Origin of the sequence: Candidatus Avelusimicrobium aviculae, assembly GCF_949292495.1 — a bacterium.
Classification (GTDB): Bacteria; Elusimicrobiota; Elusimicrobia; order Elusimicrobiales; family Elusimicrobiaceae; genus Avelusimicrobium; species Avelusimicrobium aviculae.
Window position 1 is genome coordinate 53,967 of record NZ_CASEZB010000003.1, and the last position, 15,846, is coordinate 69,812.

Annotated in this window: 16 protein-coding genes; 8 read left to right on the top strand and 8 right to left on the bottom strand. The window is 48.6% G+C overall.

All coding sequences use genetic code 11. The annotated features are described in order from the left end of the window. Positions 1-11 precede the first annotated feature (11 nt). The gene (locus ACQY33_RS00635; protein WP_428073221.1) at positions 12-548 is read left to right on the top strand and encodes a TlpA family protein disulfide reductase; all 537 of its coding nucleotides are present in this window, start codon (positions 12-14) and stop codon (positions 546-548) included. Then, on the top strand, positions 545-1,096 hold the full coding sequence (locus ACQY33_RS00640; RefSeq protein WP_428073222.1) for a flavodoxin family protein: 552 nt from the start codon (positions 545-547) through the stop codon (positions 1,094-1,096). The genes ACQY33_RS00635 and ACQY33_RS00640 overlap by 4 nt, the downstream gene beginning before the upstream one ends. 340 nt (positions 1,097-1,436) lie before the next feature. Here the strand turns inward: ACQY33_RS00640 and jag are convergent, their stop codons facing one another. The 5 genes from jag to rpmH form a co-directional block, all read right to left on the bottom strand. Next, positions 1,437-2,780, bottom strand: coding sequence for an RNA-binding cell elongation regulator Jag/EloR (gene jag, locus ACQY33_RS00645; RefSeq protein ID WP_428073223.1), 1,344 nt, complete (start codon positions 2,778-2,780; stop codon positions 1,437-1,439). A gap of 14 nt (positions 2,781-2,794) precedes the next feature. Further along, positions 2,795-4,444, bottom strand: coding sequence for a membrane protein insertase YidC (yidC, locus tag ACQY33_RS00650; RefSeq protein ID WP_428073224.1), 1,650 nt, complete (start codon positions 4,442-4,444; stop codon positions 2,795-2,797). Between the two features lie 79 nt (positions 4,445-4,523). Beyond that, positions 4,524-4,760 (bottom strand): membrane protein insertion efficiency factor YidD, encoded by a 237-nt coding sequence (yidD, locus tag ACQY33_RS00655; RefSeq protein ID WP_428073225.1) that lies wholly within the window; start codon positions 4,758-4,760, stop codon positions 4,524-4,526. Positions 4,761-4,775: 15 nt separating this feature from the next. Beyond that, positions 4,776-5,144: a ribonuclease P protein component gene (rnpA, locus tag ACQY33_RS00660; RefSeq protein ID WP_428073226.1), complete on the bottom strand. Its 369-nt coding sequence runs from the start codon at positions 5,142-5,144 to the stop codon at positions 4,776-4,778. Positions 5,145-5,148: 4 nt separating this feature from the next. Beyond that, positions 5,149-5,286, bottom strand: coding sequence for a 50S ribosomal protein L34 (rpmH, locus tag ACQY33_RS00665; protein WP_087287867.1), 138 nt, complete (start codon positions 5,284-5,286; stop codon positions 5,149-5,151). A 245-nt stretch (positions 5,287-5,531) separates the two neighbouring features. On the opposite strand from rpmH, the gene recO reads away from it, so the two are divergent. Then, positions 5,532-6,251, top strand: a complete 720-nt coding sequence (gene recO / locus ACQY33_RS00670; RefSeq protein ID WP_428073227.1) for a DNA repair protein RecO — start codon at positions 5,532-5,534, stop codon at positions 6,249-6,251. Positions 6,252-6,460: 209 nt separating this feature from the next. Continuing rightward, positions 6,461-6,967: a hypothetical protein gene (locus tag ACQY33_RS00675; protein WP_428073228.1), complete on the top strand. Its 507-nt coding sequence runs from the start codon at positions 6,461-6,463 to the stop codon at positions 6,965-6,967. Positions 6,968-7,008: 41 nt separating this feature from the next. Here the strand turns inward: ACQY33_RS00675 and ACQY33_RS00680 are convergent, their stop codons facing one another. Then, positions 7,009-7,668, bottom strand: coding sequence for an HAD family hydrolase (locus ACQY33_RS00680; RefSeq protein ID WP_428073229.1), 660 nt, complete (start codon positions 7,666-7,668; stop codon positions 7,009-7,011). Between the two features lie 95 nt (positions 7,669-7,763). On the opposite strand from ACQY33_RS00680, the gene ACQY33_RS00685 reads away from it, so the two are divergent. The 3 genes from ACQY33_RS00685 (at position 7,764) to ACQY33_RS00695 (ending at position 11,473) form a co-directional block, all read left to right on the top strand. After that, a complete protein-coding gene (locus ACQY33_RS00685) occupies positions 7,764-8,630 on the top strand; it encodes a glycine--tRNA ligase subunit alpha (RefSeq protein WP_428073305.1) in 867 nt (288 codons plus the stop codon). Then, positions 8,630-10,708 carry a glycine--tRNA ligase subunit beta gene (glyS, locus tag ACQY33_RS00690; RefSeq protein WP_428073230.1) on the top strand — a complete coding sequence of 693 codons (2,079 nt, stop codon included), beginning with the start codon at positions 8,630-8,632 and terminating at the stop codon, positions 10,706-10,708. The genes ACQY33_RS00685 and glyS overlap by 1 nt, the downstream gene beginning before the upstream one ends. Positions 10,709-10,864: 156 nt before the next feature. Beyond that, entirely contained in the window at positions 10,865-11,473 is a 609-nt protein-coding gene (locus tag ACQY33_RS00695) for a hypothetical protein (RefSeq protein ID WP_428073231.1), read from the top strand. 682 nt (positions 11,474-12,155) lie between these two features. Here the strand turns inward: ACQY33_RS00695 and ACQY33_RS00700 are convergent. Both ACQY33_RS00700 and lipA read right to left on the bottom strand, forming a co-directional pair. Next, the gene (locus tag ACQY33_RS00700; RefSeq protein WP_428073232.1) at positions 12,156-12,524 is read right to left on the bottom strand and encodes a hypothetical protein; all 369 of its coding nucleotides are present in this window, start codon (positions 12,522-12,524) and stop codon (positions 12,156-12,158) included. Positions 12,525-12,538: 14 nt separating this feature from the next. Next, on the bottom strand, positions 12,539-13,432 hold the full coding sequence (lipA, locus tag ACQY33_RS00705; protein WP_428073233.1) for a lipoyl synthase: 894 nt from the start codon (positions 13,430-13,432) through the stop codon (positions 12,539-12,541). Between the two features lie 63 nt (positions 13,433-13,495). Here lipA and ACQY33_RS00710 point away from each other — a divergent pair, with 63 nt between their 5' ends. Beyond that, on the top strand, positions 13,496-15,595 hold the full coding sequence (locus ACQY33_RS00710) for a SpoIID/LytB domain-containing protein (RefSeq protein WP_428073234.1): 2,100 nt from the start codon (positions 13,496-13,498) through the stop codon (positions 15,593-15,595). Positions 15,596-15,846 lie beyond the last annotated feature (251 nt).

Genomic DNA, 15,846 nt, shown 5'->3' on the forward strand with positions numbered 1-15,846 from the left:
ATACTGGCTTTATGAAAAAGATACTTTTAGTGACACTTTGTGTATTAGCGGGCTTAAACGCCCAGGCTAAACCCGCCGCCAAGGCCAAAAGTCCGGCGGCTAAACCTGCCCAGCCGGTATTAAGTTTTTCTCTTCCGCAAGTAAAAACGGATAGGCTGCTTACGTCTGAAAGTCTTTCCGGCACGCCCGTATTGATTGCGGTGGTAAGTTCCGGCTGCGGATATTGCCAGCGCACGCTGCCCCAGCTGGAAGCCGCGCGCCGCGCCTTGCCGGACGTGCAAATCATAGCCGCGTTTGTAGACTCAACCCCTAAACGCCCTTTAGCTTTATTAAACAAAAACAATTTGCGCTTGGACGCGGTATACAATGCCATGCCCTTGGCCAAAAGTTTAAAAGTGGACGGCGTACCCATGCTGTTTTTATTTGACGCCCAACACAAATTAATAAAAACTTTTGACGGGTATGACGAAAACCGCACTGAAGAAATAAAACAGGCCGCCAAAGGCTTGGAAAAAGAAGTGCGTATGATTTCTGTGGAGGCAAAATGAAAAATATTCTGGTAATTACCGGCAGTCCCCGGCAGTTGGGAAACACGGCCATTTTAGCGGACTCTTTTATCCAAGGAGCCAAAGCCGCCGGGCATAAAACGGAAATTTTTGATACGCCTTTCCACCCGGTACAGCCCTGTTTGGCCTGCAACCAGTGCTGGGAAAAAGACTCCCCCTGCGTATTTAAAGACGGCTTAGAGCTGCTTGCCCCTAAATTGGAAAATGCCGACGTATTGGTTTTATGCACGCCGCTTTACTGGTTTAATATGTCCGCCCAGTTAAAGGCGGTGGTGGATAAATTATATGCGTATATGTCACCCAAAGCCAAACACAAATTAAAAATTAAAGAGGCTGTACTTTTAGCCTGCGCCGAAGGGAAAGAAGAAGACGGTGATTACGACGGATTAAAAGCCACCTATAAAAGCATTTGCGATTATCTGGGCTGGCAAGACCGCGGCCGTTTATTGGCCGGGAGCTGCGGGGAAAAGGGCTCTATTATTAACACCCCCTACCTAAAACAAGCCGTAGAGTTGGGAAAATCAATATAAAAAATTTCCCCGCTTTTTACCCCGCTTTTGGGCGGGGTTTTTTATTTCTTAAAACAAAAGAAAGGCCGGGGGCTTTCTCCCCCAACAGAAGCGCTGGGAGAAAGCTTTTTAAGCTTTTCCACCCTTCCAAACATACATTTTCCGCTATACCCGGAAAGGTTTTTATACCTCGGATTAAGCATGTACAAACTTAAGACAATATGGAAAACAAACATCGGTTTAAATCCCAATCTTTTATATCCTTAGCCTACGCAAGATAGAAAAGCGAATGTTTTATAAACCGTGTTCGTAAAAAGAAAAACCCCGGTTTCCCGGGGTTTTAATAGGGTTAAAACAGCTTTTATTTAGGCTGTTCTTCTTCAGACGGGGCCGCGGCAAACAGCGGGCCGCAGGAAGAATCCGCCTTTTTCTGGGCGGGTTGCTGAGGCTGTTCAGCCGCAGATTGAGACAGTTCTTCTCTTACGCAAGCGGCAGCGGGCTGGGCCGCGTCTTGCTTGGAGGGTACTTCAGCAGAGGCTGGCTCCGTAGATACTTGCAGCGTTGTCTGCGTATACGTAACCGTTTGCACCACGGCTTGTTCCGCGCAAACGGGCTGTTCAGCCTGATAAGGCTGCTGGGCAGAGGCCGCTTGCTGGGGTTGGGCGCAGCAGCAATCCTGCCCGCAGGAACAGGAAGATTCTTCCCCCGCGCAGCAAGAGGAACTTTCCGCATAAGACTGTAAATTTTGTTCTTCTTGGGCTTCTTGTAAGGTTTGCGCTGCCGCCGCAGAAGACGCCGCCGCTTGGGACGCTTCTTCCTGCGTTTTGCGGCGCAAAGTTACTTTACGCCATTTGCCTTCCCCTTCCGAAGAGGTAGCCACCGTGGCGTGCCCTTCCAGCGCGCGGTGTATATAGCGGCGCAGTTGGGCGCTCATGGGACGGAAGCGGTAAATGGAGTTGCCCGCCTCTATAAACCCAATGCCGCGTTCAATTTCCGCATTGATTTTGTCTTCGGCCTTTCTCCAATAATTTTGCGTATCGGTAATAACGGAGATAGGCTTATCAAAATGGCGGCTTAAAGAAAGCGTGCAAAGGTATTGTATGGCTTCCAAGGTTTTGCCTTCTTTGCCAATGACGATGGCCGGGTGGTCACAGTCAAACGTTAACAAAATGCGTTGTTGCTGTTCATCCCACCATACGTTTAAGTTTTCAGCCGTAACGCCCATGTGGGTAAGGATGTCATTTAAATATTGTTTGGCTTCCTGCATGGGGGCTTTTAAATTTTCCGGTATTACGGCGTTTTGAATGCGTTCACAAGGGAGGAGCTGGGGCTCGTTGGCTTTGGGGGGTTTCTCCCTAAATTCAGCCTGGGAAGCACGCTCAAACTTGCGGCCGCGGCGTCTTGAGTCTCTGCGTTCGGAAGAGGCGTAAGCGTCTCTTTCGCGCCGTTTGCCGCCGCTGCGCCCGCGTCCGCCGCGTTTTTTGCGCGGTACGTCCATATAAATTTGGGCGTCCAATTCACTGGCGCTCCAGCGTTTTTGGCGTATTTCCACCAACGCCGGTTTGGCGCCTATACCCAAAAAACCCTTTTTGGGGTGTTCCAGTACGGTTACTTCCACTTGGTCACGTCTTAACCCTAAATCTTTCAACCCCTTCGCAATAGCGGAGGATACATCTTTTGCTTGTATTTTTACTTTAGTAGGCATATCAATAAACTCCTCTAATTTTGCTTGGCTACTTGTTTATTAACAACGGTTTGGATACCAAAGCTGATTAAACTGTTGGTTAACCAATACAACACCAAACCGGACGGAAAATTCATAAACAGCAGGGTGAATATAAGCGGCATATACTTAAACATGGCCGCTTGGGCAGGATCCGTACCGGGGGGCATGTTCCCTTTTTGCTGAAAGAACATCACCACACCCATTAAAATAGGCAGTACATAGTACGGGTCTTTGGAAGACAGGTCCGTAATCCAGCCCACAAACCCGGCCCCGTGCAGCGCCCATGAAGTGCGAAGCGCATTGAACAAAGCCAAAAAGATAGGCAGCTGTATCAGCATGGGCAGACAGCCGGAAAGCGGGTTTACATTATACTTGCGGTATAAGTTTAACATCTCCCGGTTTAAGGCTTCCTGATTACCTTTGTATTTTTCCTGCAGGCGTTTCATCTCCGGCGCGATTTTGCGCATCTGCGCCGTGGATTTAAGAGACATCATCGTCAGAGGAAACATCAGCGCCTGTACACACACGGTAAGCAGAATAATGGCCACGCCGTAGTTACCGGTCCAGCCGTAGAACGTTTCCAATACTTTACGGGCAATTTTACCCAAAGAACCAAAAAAGCCGAATTCTATGCTGCGGTCCAAATGATACGGCAGAGCCAAAAACTCTTGGTAATCTTTGGGGCCAAAGTAAAAGTCGGAATTATATTCTTTGGAAGAGTTGGCCTCCACGGTAACGGAAGGCATTTGAACCGTCATCTGCGGGCCTTTTTCATCAGCTTGGCCAAAAAGCCCCCACATGCGGTCCTTTTTTCCCACAACGCTGGCCGTGGCTTCCAACACGCCGGGCGTCCAATCCTGCGGGATAATGACGCTTAAAAAGTAGCGGTTTTGCACGCCGGCCCAAATCCAGTTAAATTCGTCTTCATCGGCGGATTTTTCTTCTTCACGCTCGGCGGCGGGGTTATATACTCCGGCGTTGTCCCCTTTGGGTTTTAAGGTTTCCAAAGTGGCTTTTTTGCGGCCTTCGTACTGTACCAAATAAACGGCTTTGGACTCGCGCTCGTTGTCTTTTTCTTCACTCTTTACCGTACCCAACCCGGGGCCAAAGTTAAAGGTCCACGGTTCCAGGGTGATATCATGGGCGGTATTGTTAACGAAGGATACTTTCAGCGCGTTCAGGCCGTTTTCGGCAAAGGTGTAGGTTTTGCGCACTTCAAAACCGGGTAAAATATCCCCGGTGAAAGTAATGGAATTTTGGGTGCGGGAAAATTCTCTAAAATCCAACTCCGGCAGGGTGGCAAAAAAACCTTTGGTGTCAAAAGGCGTAAGGTTTACGTCTTCCACCACGTCTTTATAAATGTATTTTTTAATGCCGGCCCCTTTGGAAGAGAACGTTACGTCCGCGTCCTGATAGTCAAAAGAAATCAACTCTTCCGGCTGGGAAGAAGCGGCCGCGGCGGCAACGCTTGTTCCTCCCTCGGCAGTGGCCAGCACGGCAGGGGTTTGTTCTTTAACGGCTTGTTTTAATTTTTCTTCCGCGGCGGCTTTTTCGGCGCGTGCCCGGGGAAGCGCTACAAACTGGTTATAGCCGGTAATGACCAAGAGAAACAGCATCAAGGTCGTTAAAAACTGTCTGTTCATAAGACTCCTTTCAAATCCTTCCCGGTTTTAGCGGGACGGCTTTTAAAAGAGCGCTAAACACTAACAGAAAAATGATGTATTACGGCACCGGATCGTATCCGCCCGGGTGCCACGGGTGGCATTTTAAAAGCCGCTTAACGGCCAGCCACCCCCCTTTAAAAACGCCGTGTTTTATGATTGCTTCCCGCGCGTATTGGCTGCAAGTGGGGCGGAAACGGCACACCCCGCGGGGCCCCAGCAAGGGGCGTATTAACAACATAAACGCGCTAAGCAAAAACAGCGCTGTTTTTTTGAACAAATGCGAAAATTTGTGCATCAGCCCTTCAATAATTTACAAATTGTCTGAAGAGTGTAATATACCGGCTTTCCCGCAAAGCGCCAATAATGCGCGCTGGGCGGAATGTACATCCGCTAAGATTTCGCTGGAACGCGGGCTGACTATTAAGTCAGTGCCGGGTTTTAGTTTTTCCCTGTTAAGTCTAAAACTTTCTCTTAAAAGCCTTTTGACGCGGTTGCGTACCACCGCGCCGCCCAACTTACGGCTTACTACTATTCCCAGGCGGGTACGCGCGCCCGGATAAGAAGACGGCCTCCACCAAATTACCATTCCTTCACCCTGCAAGCGGTAAGCGTTGCGGATAATTGCCTCAAAATCTTTCTTTAAGTGCAAGCGGAACGGTTTGGGAAGGCCGTAAAGCATAAAACTAGGCTCTGATAAGTTCGTGGCGGCCTTTGGCGCGGCGCGCGCTTAAAACTTTGCGGCCGCCGGCGGTGGCCATTCTGGCTCTGAAACCGATGTGTTTAGCTCTTCTTCTTTTATTAGGTCTATAGGTAGGTAACATACTCACATTTATACGTAATTTCTGGCACCGCTAAGGAACTGGAAAAAACGTATCTCCCATTAATTAATTTAAAATCGTTTCTGCTTGAAACTTACAGATATTATATCTTTTCTGGCGTTTCTTTGCAAAACTTTTAGACGCTAAAACCACGTCTTTCTTTATTATCCCAAATATGAAGAAAAACGGCAAGTTTTTATTTAGGGGCATATATAAACACGGGGCTAAAATTTTGCTATATTTATTATATGGTTTTTACAGATGAAGGCATTGTGCTTTTCCGCCAGCCTTTCCGCGAAGCGGACCGCGTGGCCTGCCTTTACACCCGCCGGCACGGACGGGTGAACGTGCGTTTCCCCAGCGTGGCAAAACCGCTTGGCAAATTAAAAGCCTTAAGCGAGCCTTTTTCTTACGCGGATTACCGCGTATACGTGCGCCGCGGCGGCGTAATGGGCACGGTAACCGGCGGGAAAACGCTCAACGTGTTTAGCCGCGTGCGGGCGGATTTAAAACGCCTGTCTTTAGCCATGCACTTTTGCGAACTGGTTTTGCGCCTAACCCCCCAGCACCAGCCCAGCGAAGAGAAATTTGAGCTTTTGCTAAAAAGCCTGACGGAACTGGAATATGGGGAACCTAACCCGGCTTTTGCCGCGGCGTTTACATTGCGCTTAATGCGCGCGGCCGGTTTTGGTTTGGAACGCCCTGTTTTAAAAATTTCCCCCCGGTTTTGGAAGCGCATCCACGAGGACAGCCTGTCTTCTTTAACGTTTAACGAGCCGGAAGACCTGCTTTCCTTATCCAAATGCAACAGCGTCTGCCGACGTTTTTTAAGCCAATATTTGGCGTATCCGCTTAACACGCTTAAAAATTTCACACTGGAAGAAGCGGAGCTGTTGCCCGAAAACGCCACCTATACCCTGCAAGAAGAAATCGTTTTTCCCCAACCAACGCTTTCCAATGTGCGTTAGCCCCGGTCCTAGAATCATTTAGGCCCAAAGACCCTTGTAAAACAGAAACTTTTTCTGATACTAATATTGATTAGTATATTTTTTGGGAGGATAGCATAAATTATAAATTATGGGCGGGAGTATTGTTCGCGCTGGCTGCCTGCGTATACCCGGCGGCACTGCGTGCAGAGCAGCAGGATGCCCCAAAACTGTTTTTTTGGCAACGGGTTTTGGAAAAGGAAAACCAAAATGTAAACAGCAGGGTCTCTTCCTCGGTACTGGGCACGTCGGCTAATGCCAATATACGCCTAATCAGCGCGCAGGCGCAAGCCGCCAAAGTAATGGAAAATTTATTTGCCTCTTTACTGAAAAAACAGCGCAAGTCAGAAAGTGAAATTCAAAAGTGCAAAGCCAATTATCAAGATTTGCAAAAAAGCGCAAATACCAATAAATTATTTAAAGGCTACGTGCTAACAGCCATAGTCCCTAGTGATTTTTGTCTGCTTTCCAACGAAGAAAAAGCCTTTTTAAAACGCTTTTTTAACAACATAGAAACCCCGCAGGAGGCCCGCCAGTATAAAGGGGCGCTGCTGCTTAGCCTAAATTATCAGCATGCGGACATGTGGCTGGTCATTAAACCGAAGGAAAAACTGATTATCTTTAATTATAATGACCCGGCGGATTTGAAATCCATCAAAGAATTAAACGGCAAATCAATCGTTCTTTCCGTCAAATAATAAAAACCCCGCTTAACGGCGGGGTGTTTTATGGGCAGTTATTACGCTAAAAGCTCGTCCATATCTGGGTAAATGTCTTCTAAGGATTTGTAAATTTTAAACGCGTTTTGCCTGACAAACGTGTCCGGCTGCCTAAGCTGGGGCACCACGCAGGTGCGCATTCCGGCCGAAATAGCCGCCGTGGCCCCGGCTACGGAATCTTCAAACACCAGGCATTGCGATACGTCCGCCCCCAGCTTTTTGGCTGAAACCAAGTAAACCTCGGGGTCCGGTTTGGGGCGGGTAACATCGTTGGAAGTGGTAACCGCCATAAAATAGTGGCGTATTCCTCCCGCTTTCAAAAAGTGTTCCGCCCAGCGCGTAATGTTGGAAGAAGCCAGCGCCAGTTTTAACCCACGGCGGTGAAAAAACTCCACCGCTTCTTTAGCCCCGGGGCGGAAGTGTATGGGGCCGCCGTCCTGCAGGTATTTTTCAAAATGGGCGTATGTGCGGGCATGCAGGGCTTGGGTGTCAAAATCCGGGCCGAAATGGTGGCGGATTAGGCGCGCCGCGTCCGCCTGGCTGATGCCCACGCAAGCTTCAAACAGTTCTTCCGGAAAAGTAAGGCCTTTTTCCCCCGCCGCTTTTTTGTAACACTCAAAATAAAGCGGCTCTGTATTAAAAAGCAGGCCGTCCATATCAAAAATAACGCTGGTAATCATAATTATATTTTATAAAAAATAGTTATTTTACGCTTACAAGCATTAAGCGCGCCGCCTTTGTATTTTATATAATGTAATTACTTATGAAATACGGTATGAATTTTCAGGATATGATATCCGCTTTAAACGAATATTGGACTAAGCAAGGCTGCGTCCTTGTTCAGCCCTATGACGTGGAAAAAGGAGCCGGCACCTATAACCCGGAAACCTTTTTCGGGTCTTTAACCAAAAAACCCGTACGCCGCTCCTATATAGAACCCTGCCGCCGCCCGGCGGACGGCCGCTACGGCGAAAACCCCAACCGCCTGGGCAAATATTACCAATACCAGGTAATTATGAAACCCGCACCCGAAAACGTGCAGGAATTGTATTTGAATTCTTTAAAAGCCCTGGGCTTAGACCCTAAAGAACACGACGTGCGCTGGATTGAGGATGATTGGCAGTCCCCCACGCTGGGCGCCTCTGGCGTAGGCTGGGAAATTTGGCTGGACGGCATGGAAATTACCCAGTTCACCTATTTCCAAAATATGGCCGGATATTCCTTAAATCCCATTACCGTAGAAATTACTTACGGGTTGGAACGCATTGCCATGTACTGCCAAAAAATTGACAATGTGTTTGACATCCGCTGGAATGATGAAATCACCTACCGCGACGTACATTGGGAAGGCGAACGCCAGTTTTCCCACTATTATTTTGAGGAAAGCAATATAGACCACCTGCGCCGCTATATTGAAGAGTGTGAAAACGAATGCTACGCCCTTTGCAAAAAAGGCCTGTACCTGCCCGCTTACGACGACGCCATGAAAGTTTCCAACTATTTTAATATGCTGGAAGCCCGCGGCGCCATCAGCGTGTCGGACCGTACCAACATTATCACCAAAATCCGCAATTTGGCCAAAGCTTGCGCAAAAGCCTATGTACAAAGCGTAGAGCCCAGCCAGGAAAAGGAGGCCGCCTAATGAACGCGCTTTTAGAAATTGGAACCGAACACCTGCCTTCCCGCTTTGTGGAACCGGCATTAAAACAACTGGAAACTTTGGCGGCGCAAATTTTACAGGAAAAACGCCTGGAGTATAAGTCCGTACAATCTTTCGGCACCTACCGCCGTTTGGTTCTTTTTATAGAAGACTTGGCTGAAAAATCGGCCGATGTACAAAAAGAAGTAAAAGGGCCGCCCGCCAAATTATTAAAAGACGCAAACGGGCAGTTTACCCCCCAAAGCGCGGGGTTTGCGCAGAAAAACGGCATCGCTCCGGAAAAATTATCCATTGTGGAAACGGACAAAGGCCCCTTTATTTACGCCAAAATCAAAATAAAAGGAGAGAAAACCCCCAAACTGCTTCCGGAAATTTTCACCCGCATCGTAACCGGGCTGGAATTTGCCAAAAACATGGTGTGGGAAGAAAGCGGCCTGCGCTACGGCCGCCCGATTAGAAGCCTGATTGGTTTATACGGCGATAAAGTAATTAAATTTACCGTAGCGGGCGTACAATCCAACCGCTACACCTACCCGCTTTCTTCTTTTGGGCGCAAACCCATTAAAGTGGAAAGCGCAGACAAACAGGCTTATGTGGACCTGCTTAAGAACCAGCCGCAGCCTATTTTGGTGCTGCCGCAGGAACGGCGGGAAGCGCTGATAAAAACCGTCAGCGCGGAAGCGGCCGTGCGCGGCTACAAGGCGGATTTAGACGAAGACCTGATTAAAGAAACCGTTTATTTTACCGAACACCCGGTAGCCGTTGGCGGAGATTTTGACCTTAAATTTTTAACCCTGCCCAAAGAACTTATTACCACGGTGCTTAAGAAACAAATTAAAATGTTCCCCGTGTTAAATGACAAGGGAGAAATACAGCCGTACTTTATCGCCGTGCGGGACGGGATTTCCGTCAACCAAAACGAAGTGCGCGACGGGTTTAAAAAAGTCATGTCCGCCCGCTTGGCCGACGCCGTATTCTTCTTTGAGAACGATAAAAAGGAAGGCTTGGAACATTTCCAGCAGAAACTATCCCAAGTGCTGTTTTTGGAAGGCCTAGGCTCCATGCTGGACAAAGCCTCTCGCACGGAAAAATTGGCCCTTTGGTTGTGTGACAAAACCCAAAACACGGCCCTGCGCCCGGCGGTGCAATACGCCGCTTTGCACGCGTACGCGGATTTAACCAGCCACGTGGTGTATGAATTCCCGGAATTGCAAGGCTATATGGGCGGTGAATACGCCGCTCTCTTGGGCAAAAAGCAGGAAGCCGCCGCCATGCGGGATTTTTATCTGCCGCTTACGTCTTCTTCCCCCCTGCCCGCCACGCTGGAAGGCAACTTGGTGGCTTTAGCCGGTAAAATAGACACCTTATGCGGCAACTTTTTAATAGGCCAAATTCCCAGCGGCAGCGAAGACCCCTTCGCCCTGCGCCGCCAAGCGTTTGCCGTGGTGCGCATTCTGCTGGAAAAAGGCCTAAACGTAAGCTTAAAAGAATTGGTGGAAGCCGCCGCTAAAGAATATCCGCAAAACACGCCGGATAAAGGCTTAAGCCAATTGCCGGGTTTCTTATTTCAGCGTTTAGCGCTGGTACTGGAACAGCGCGGCCATGCCGCCGGCATCATCAACGCGGTAACCAACTGGTATGAATTGCCGCTTCCCCAAGTGGAAGCTTTGGTAAGCGCGTTGGAAACGGTCAAAAACGGGGAAGAGTTCGCTTCCGTGCTGGAACCCGCCAAACGGGTTTGCAACATCCTTAAAAAATCGCCGGACGTAAGCGAAACCGTAACCGAAAGCCTGCTGGAGCTGCCCGCGGAAAAAGATTTGTACAACCAAATCCACGAGGTAGACTCTTCTTTAGGCTGCCGCGTAAACACCGCCAAAACGACTGACGATTACCTGTCTGTGCTAAAGACCTACGCTTCCTTTAAAGAGCCGTTGGAGCGGTTTTTTACGGACGTAATGGTAAACGCGCCGGAACCGGCCATACGCAACAACCGCTTGGCCTTGTTAGCCCGGGTGCGCCGCTATTTAACGCAAACCGTGGCGGACATTACCAAACTGTAAAAAAGCTTGTATTCTTTAAAACCGCTTGGCTGTTATAGCCAAGCGGTTTTTTATTGTTAAAACGCAAAAGGCCAAAGGACCTATTTATCATATAGGTCTAAGGGCCCTGTCGTCGGGATTTTAAACTTTTTATAATGTATAAATACTACAAAAATTATGAAAAAAATCTTTATCTTTCTAGTGCCGGTTACGGCGCTTTTTTTTCCTTTCGCCCTGCAGGCGGGGCAACAAGAATTGGAGTGGTTCCCCTGGGCCCAATCCATTATGGAAGAAACCCAGTCCGCGGATTTTATATATAAGATAAAATCCGTCTTTAACACGCAGCATAAAAGGCCCTCTTTTGCCGAGGTTTACCGCAAATTGCAAAAACAGGTGTCTATATCTTCGCAGGCGGATTTATTTTTAAACCGCGCCCGGCAGTTAAACGCCGCGTTAAACGAAAACCCGATATTTAAAGATTATGTTTTTACCGTGCAATTCGCGGCGGATTTGGGGCCTAATTTAACGCAAAGCGATTTTGAATACTTGCATCGTTTTCTATCTTCACCCCATACGGTAAAAGATTTTAATTCCCATTATTTGCCGCAGGAAGCGCTGCATTATGAAAATGGAACGGTGTTTTTCCGTTTAGTAAACCCGGATTCCAAGACACAAGATCCTATTTTCCTGATAGTCAATCCAACCTCTAAAACCGTAGAATTTGTTTATTCAGACCCACAGTTTGACCGCCAAGCCCTGCAAGGCCGTTCTTACCGGCTGTGGTAAAACTTCCTACATGCCCGGCCTCAGCCGGGTTTTTTAATATTTTTACGTCGAAAATTATAAAAATTTACGTCGCAGAAATTTAAATTTGGGGTTTTAAAATACCCCTTGATTTTTTTTCTTTTTTTATTATACTGTAAGTATGAAGTAAAGCCCATGGCGTTTTTCTTGGGCATAAGGCTGTTACAAGCGGAAATGCGAGAAACTGTGAAGTGCTTGGCTGTACGGGACGCATTTCAAGCGGCGAAAGGCAGTTGTTATGGCAGTTACGTGGTTGCAGGTTCGGTGTCGGGAAAGCCGATAGCGGAAGTTGTAAAGCGGAAACTGTAATGATAATAGTTGTTGGACGTTGTGCCCGCCGGGCGGCCGTCCGTACCGGGTGAACGGGAGCTTGAAATACGTAACGGATGTAGTTGGTTGTATCCGTGCTCAGCCGAAGGAGCGGTGGGTTACATATGCTTCACCGTGAAGTAGGCGGCACCGGTAGTAAAGCGGTTGACGGTTGTTTGCCTGACAATTGGTTGATGTATTGGTTCGGCCAATGGGGCAAATGAAAAGTAACGGTAAGTCCTTATGTTTAAGAGGCGCTAACCAAAAGAGAAGGAAGGTAATAATGGAGACGTCAAGATGAACCCCTCGGTTTAGTTAAACCGGGGGGTTCTATTTTGCGTACTAAAAAGAAGTATTAATCCATTAATACGCTGGGCACCGGCAATTCAGAAGAGGCATCCGGCGCGGACGGAGTAATGTCCATCGTGTTGGAAGAAGCGTCTTCCCCTCCGGCCGGCTCTTCGGTTTCTTCGTCCTGCATGGGGGTTAAAATCATTTCTTCGTAGGAATCATCCGGTATAAAAGAAGCGATATTTTCCTCCTGCACTACAGGCATTTCCTGTACCGGCGCAGGCCGGGCGGAAGGCGGAGTGCTCCCCGCGGAATGGGAAACAGCGCTTGCTTCATTGCCATATGCGCCGCTTGGGTTCCACCACTGGGGCGGATTCCCGGCGCAGGCGGCCGTTAACCCCAAGGAAAAAAACATTATTAAAAATCTTTTCATATGTATATTATATACTATTTAGCCTGTAAACTGCCCACCGCGCGGCGGTACAATGCCCCCGCCCGGTAGCTGCTGCGCACCAACGGGCCGCAGGCTGCCCCCTTAAAACCAATAGACAGGGCGTATTTTTCCCATTCCTGATATTCCTGCGGCAGGGGATATCTTTCCACCGGGTGATGGGCGGAGGACGGGCTTAAATACTGCCCTATGGTTAATAAATCCACACCGGCCAAACGCAAATCCCGCAAAGCGTTTTTTATTTGCTGGTCAGTTTCACCTAACCCTACCATAATGCCGCTTTTGGTCAGCACATGCGGCGCCAGTTTTTTGGCGGTTTCCAACACGGTTAAAGAACGGCGGTATTCCGCCCCCCCGCGTATTTGTTTGGAAAGTTCCTCCACCGTTTCTATATTATGCGCCAAAACGGCGGGGTTCGCGTCCAAAACGGTTTGGATGTCCGCCGGGTTGGCTTTTAAATCCGGGATAAGCGGTTCGCAAAGAACGGAGGGATTTATTTGGGTAATCCGGCACATGACAGCCGCAAAATGCCCGGCGCCTCCGTCCGGCAAATCGTCCCGGGTGGGTGAGGTAAGCACCACATAGCGCAAATTCCAGTCTTTTACCGTTTGGGCAACGCGCAGGGCTTCCCCTTCGTCCACCGGAGAAGGACACCCCTTACGCACGGCGCAAAAACGGCAGTTGCGGGTGCAGGTGTCGCCCAAAATCATAAAGGTGGCGTCCCCGCAGTTAAAACATTCCCCGCGGTTGGGGCATTTTGCTTCTACGCATACCGTATGCAGGGCGCATTTATCCAGTTCATGCTGCGCGTTTAATGCCGCCTGCGTACGTAAGGCGGCTTTATTTTTGCCTACTAAATCTTTAAGCCATTGTGGTAGTTGTTGCGTCATAGTTTTGTAAAATATAAAAATAATATACGTTATATCTTACAAAATTTCATTCACGGGGCGAATATGGGATTAGGCTATAAAATAAAAACTTTTTGCGTGTTTACAGCCAGTTTTTTGCTGTTTGCCGCCGCAACGCACGCCGCCCCGGCAGATACTGAAAATAATGACGCACAAACCCAGCTAAAAGAGGCGGCGGATTTATATTTTTCTTATAAACCGAAAGAAAGCTTGGAAAAATATTTGGAAATATCCAAACAAACTCATGATAAAGACGCTTTTTTAAACGCCGCTTTTATCGCTATGGAGCTGGGCAGTCCCAAACAGGCGGTAGACATTATGAGCGCCGCCCATAAATATTATCCCAACGATGAAACCATTACCGAGTTTATGGCGGAAGCTTACCTGGCTGACGGGCAATACTCCGCGGCGGAGATGCTGTTGTCTTTGCTGGTAAGCAAACCAGGGAGGGCGGAATTTTTATATATTAATCTGGCGCGCGCCCAAATGGGCATGGGGGAAGACAAACTGGCCCTCTACAACCTGCAAACCGCCGCCAAAGGCAAAAACCACCGGGCTTTATCCAACTACTTATTGGGGCTGTTGTATGAGAAAGAAAAAAACTATCAGAAGGCGGCCCAGCATTTTAAAAAAGCGTCCACGTACGACCATCAAGCCTTGGAAGCAAAAGAACATTACGCCGCCGCACTGGCCAAGCTGGGGGATTATAACGAGGCTTACCGCCAATACCGCATGATTTATTCTTTAGAAAAGAACTTGCCCTCCGTTAACAAAGCCATGGCGGATTTGCGCCCGCGGCTGACAAAATCAGAAAAAGAATTAACCCCCACCAAAGAATTAACCCAGCACACGTTCATAAAAAAATTCATTGTTCCCCCGCAAGACGCGCAGGAAATACGCATCGGTTTGGGAACCCGTTCCAGCGGCCGCCCAAGCGCGCGCAAAACGGTTAAATTCTCTCCCTCACATGATTTTACGGTAAAAGAATTAGCCGGCGGGAAAAAGCTGCTTCGCGGAAAAGCCAAGGAAGAATGGACCGCTGAATTAAAAGACGGAAAACCCTTTTTGCTTTCCCCTTCCGGCAAAAAATACCCTTTTAAAAAAGGAGTACGCGTCACGGTGGACGTTCCCTCCGGCGAAGACGCCCCCACCATTATCGTGCGCGCGTTGATGAGCGGCGCCGGCATGACGTGGGCCAGCGTGGACGACAAAGAATACCGCGGCGATTTGGAAATACTGCATAATACGTCTTTAAACGCGTTGGTGCCCGTCAACGTGCTGATGTTGGAAGAATACCTGGAAGGCGTGATTTCTTCTGAAATGCCTATTCCTTTTCCCATTAACGCGCTGCGCGCGCAGGCGGTGCTGGCGCGCACATACGCTTTAAAACACATGGGCAAGCACAACGCTTACGGTTATGATTTGTGCGACACGCAAAACTGCCAGGTTTATAAAGGCGTCAGCGCGGAAAGCGAGCGGGGAAACGCGTCGGTAGAATCCACCATGGGCGAAATTATGGTCTATAATAAAAAACCGATAGAAGCCGTGTTTTCAGCCAATTGCGGCGGCATTACCCAAAGCGCTAAAGAAGCGGGCTGGTTTGAACACGTGTATTTACACCCGGTGTCTGACTATAAAGATTTTGATTTTGACCATTTACAGCCCTATCATTTTAAAGACCTTCTCCAACACGCGCACGACGCTTACAGCCGCTATGATAAGAACGTAAGCCTGGCCGCTTACCGCTGGACCCGCGTGGTGGAAGAGGAAGACCTGCGCCAAGTCATCCGCCGCAAACGCCGCAAAGACATAGGCTCCATTACCGCCATTATTCCGCTTCGCCGAGGGCGCTCCGGCTATGTAAACCGGGTACAGGTAAAAGGCACGAAAGGCAGCGTTATTTTAAATAAAGAAAACGTCATCCGCGGCAATTTGGGGCCCGGCATGCTTAGAAGCAGTTATTTTATCGTACAGCCCAATTACGAAAATAAAAAACTGAAAAACTTTGTTTTCTACGGCGGAGGATGGGGACACGGCGTGGGATTTTGCCAAACGGGCGCCGCCGGCCGGGCCGAAGCCGGGCAGGATTACAAAACCATTTTGTACCACTATTTCCCGCAGGCAAAATTAAATAAAGATAAATAACCCCGCCGCGGTAAGCCGGTATTTTTTAGGGTCTGTTTTACAACAGACCTTCTTTATTTTACTCTACCAAGTCAAATACCCTGTCCATAAAACAGGGAGAAATTTTCTCACTCATAAACACGGCGTTAAACATTTGTCTTATTGCAAAAGAAATAAAGACACCCGGAACCTAAAATCCCCCTTTGAAACAGGCGGGGCGGGTTGCTGGGTTAAGCTTTGCGCCGCTATGTATACAGGAAATAGTTTAGGGG

Excerpts from the sequence above, each read along its gene's own strand:
- ACQY33_RS00680 (WP_428073229.1), bottom strand. The coding sequence starts at position 7,668 with ATGATTACCAGCGTTATTTTTGATATGGACGGCCTGCTTTTTAATACA.
- ACQY33_RS00695 (WP_428073231.1), top strand. The coding sequence starts at position 10,865 with ATGAAAAAAATCTTTATCTTTCTAGTGCCGGTTACGGCGCTTTTTTTT.
- jag (WP_428073223.1), bottom strand. The coding sequence starts at position 2,780 with ATGCCTACTAAAGTAAAAATACAAGCAAAAGATGTATCCTCCGCTATT.
- lipA (WP_428073233.1), bottom strand. The coding sequence starts at position 13,432 with ATGACGCAACAACTACCACAATGGCTTAAAGATTTAGTAGGCAAAAAT.
- ACQY33_RS00685 (WP_428073305.1), top strand. The coding sequence starts at position 7,764 with ATGAATTTTCAGGATATGATATCCGCTTTAAACGAATATTGGACTAAG.
- ACQY33_RS00710 (WP_428073234.1), top strand. The coding sequence starts at position 13,496 with ATGGGATTAGGCTATAAAATAAAAACTTTTTGCGTGTTTACAGCCAGT.
- glyS (WP_428073230.1), top strand. The coding sequence starts at position 8,630 with ATGAACGCGCTTTTAGAAATTGGAACCGAACACCTGCCTTCCCGCTTT.
- recO (WP_428073227.1), top strand. The coding sequence starts at position 5,532 with ATGGTTTTTACAGATGAAGGCATTGTGCTTTTCCGCCAGCCTTTCCGC.
- ACQY33_RS00700 (WP_428073232.1), bottom strand. The coding sequence starts at position 12,524 with ATGAAAAGATTTTTAATAATGTTTTTTTCCTTGGGGTTAACGGCCGCC.
- yidC (WP_428073224.1), bottom strand. The coding sequence starts at position 4,444 with ATGAACAGACAGTTTTTAACGACCTTGATGCTGTTTCTCTTGGTCATT.
- rpmH (WP_087287867.1), bottom strand. The coding sequence starts at position 5,286 with ATGTTACCTACCTATAGACCTAATAAAAGAAGAAGAGCTAAACACATC.
- ACQY33_RS00640 (WP_428073222.1), top strand. The coding sequence starts at position 545 with ATGAAAAATATTCTGGTAATTACCGGCAGTCCCCGGCAGTTGGGAAAC.
- ACQY33_RS00635 (WP_428073221.1), top strand. The coding sequence starts at position 12 with ATGAAAAAGATACTTTTAGTGACACTTTGTGTATTAGCGGGCTTAAAC.
- yidD (WP_428073225.1), bottom strand. The coding sequence starts at position 4,760 with ATGCACAAATTTTCGCATTTGTTCAAAAAAACAGCGCTGTTTTTGCTT.
- rnpA (WP_428073226.1), bottom strand. The coding sequence starts at position 5,144 with ATGCTTTACGGCCTTCCCAAACCGTTCCGCTTGCACTTAAAGAAAGAT.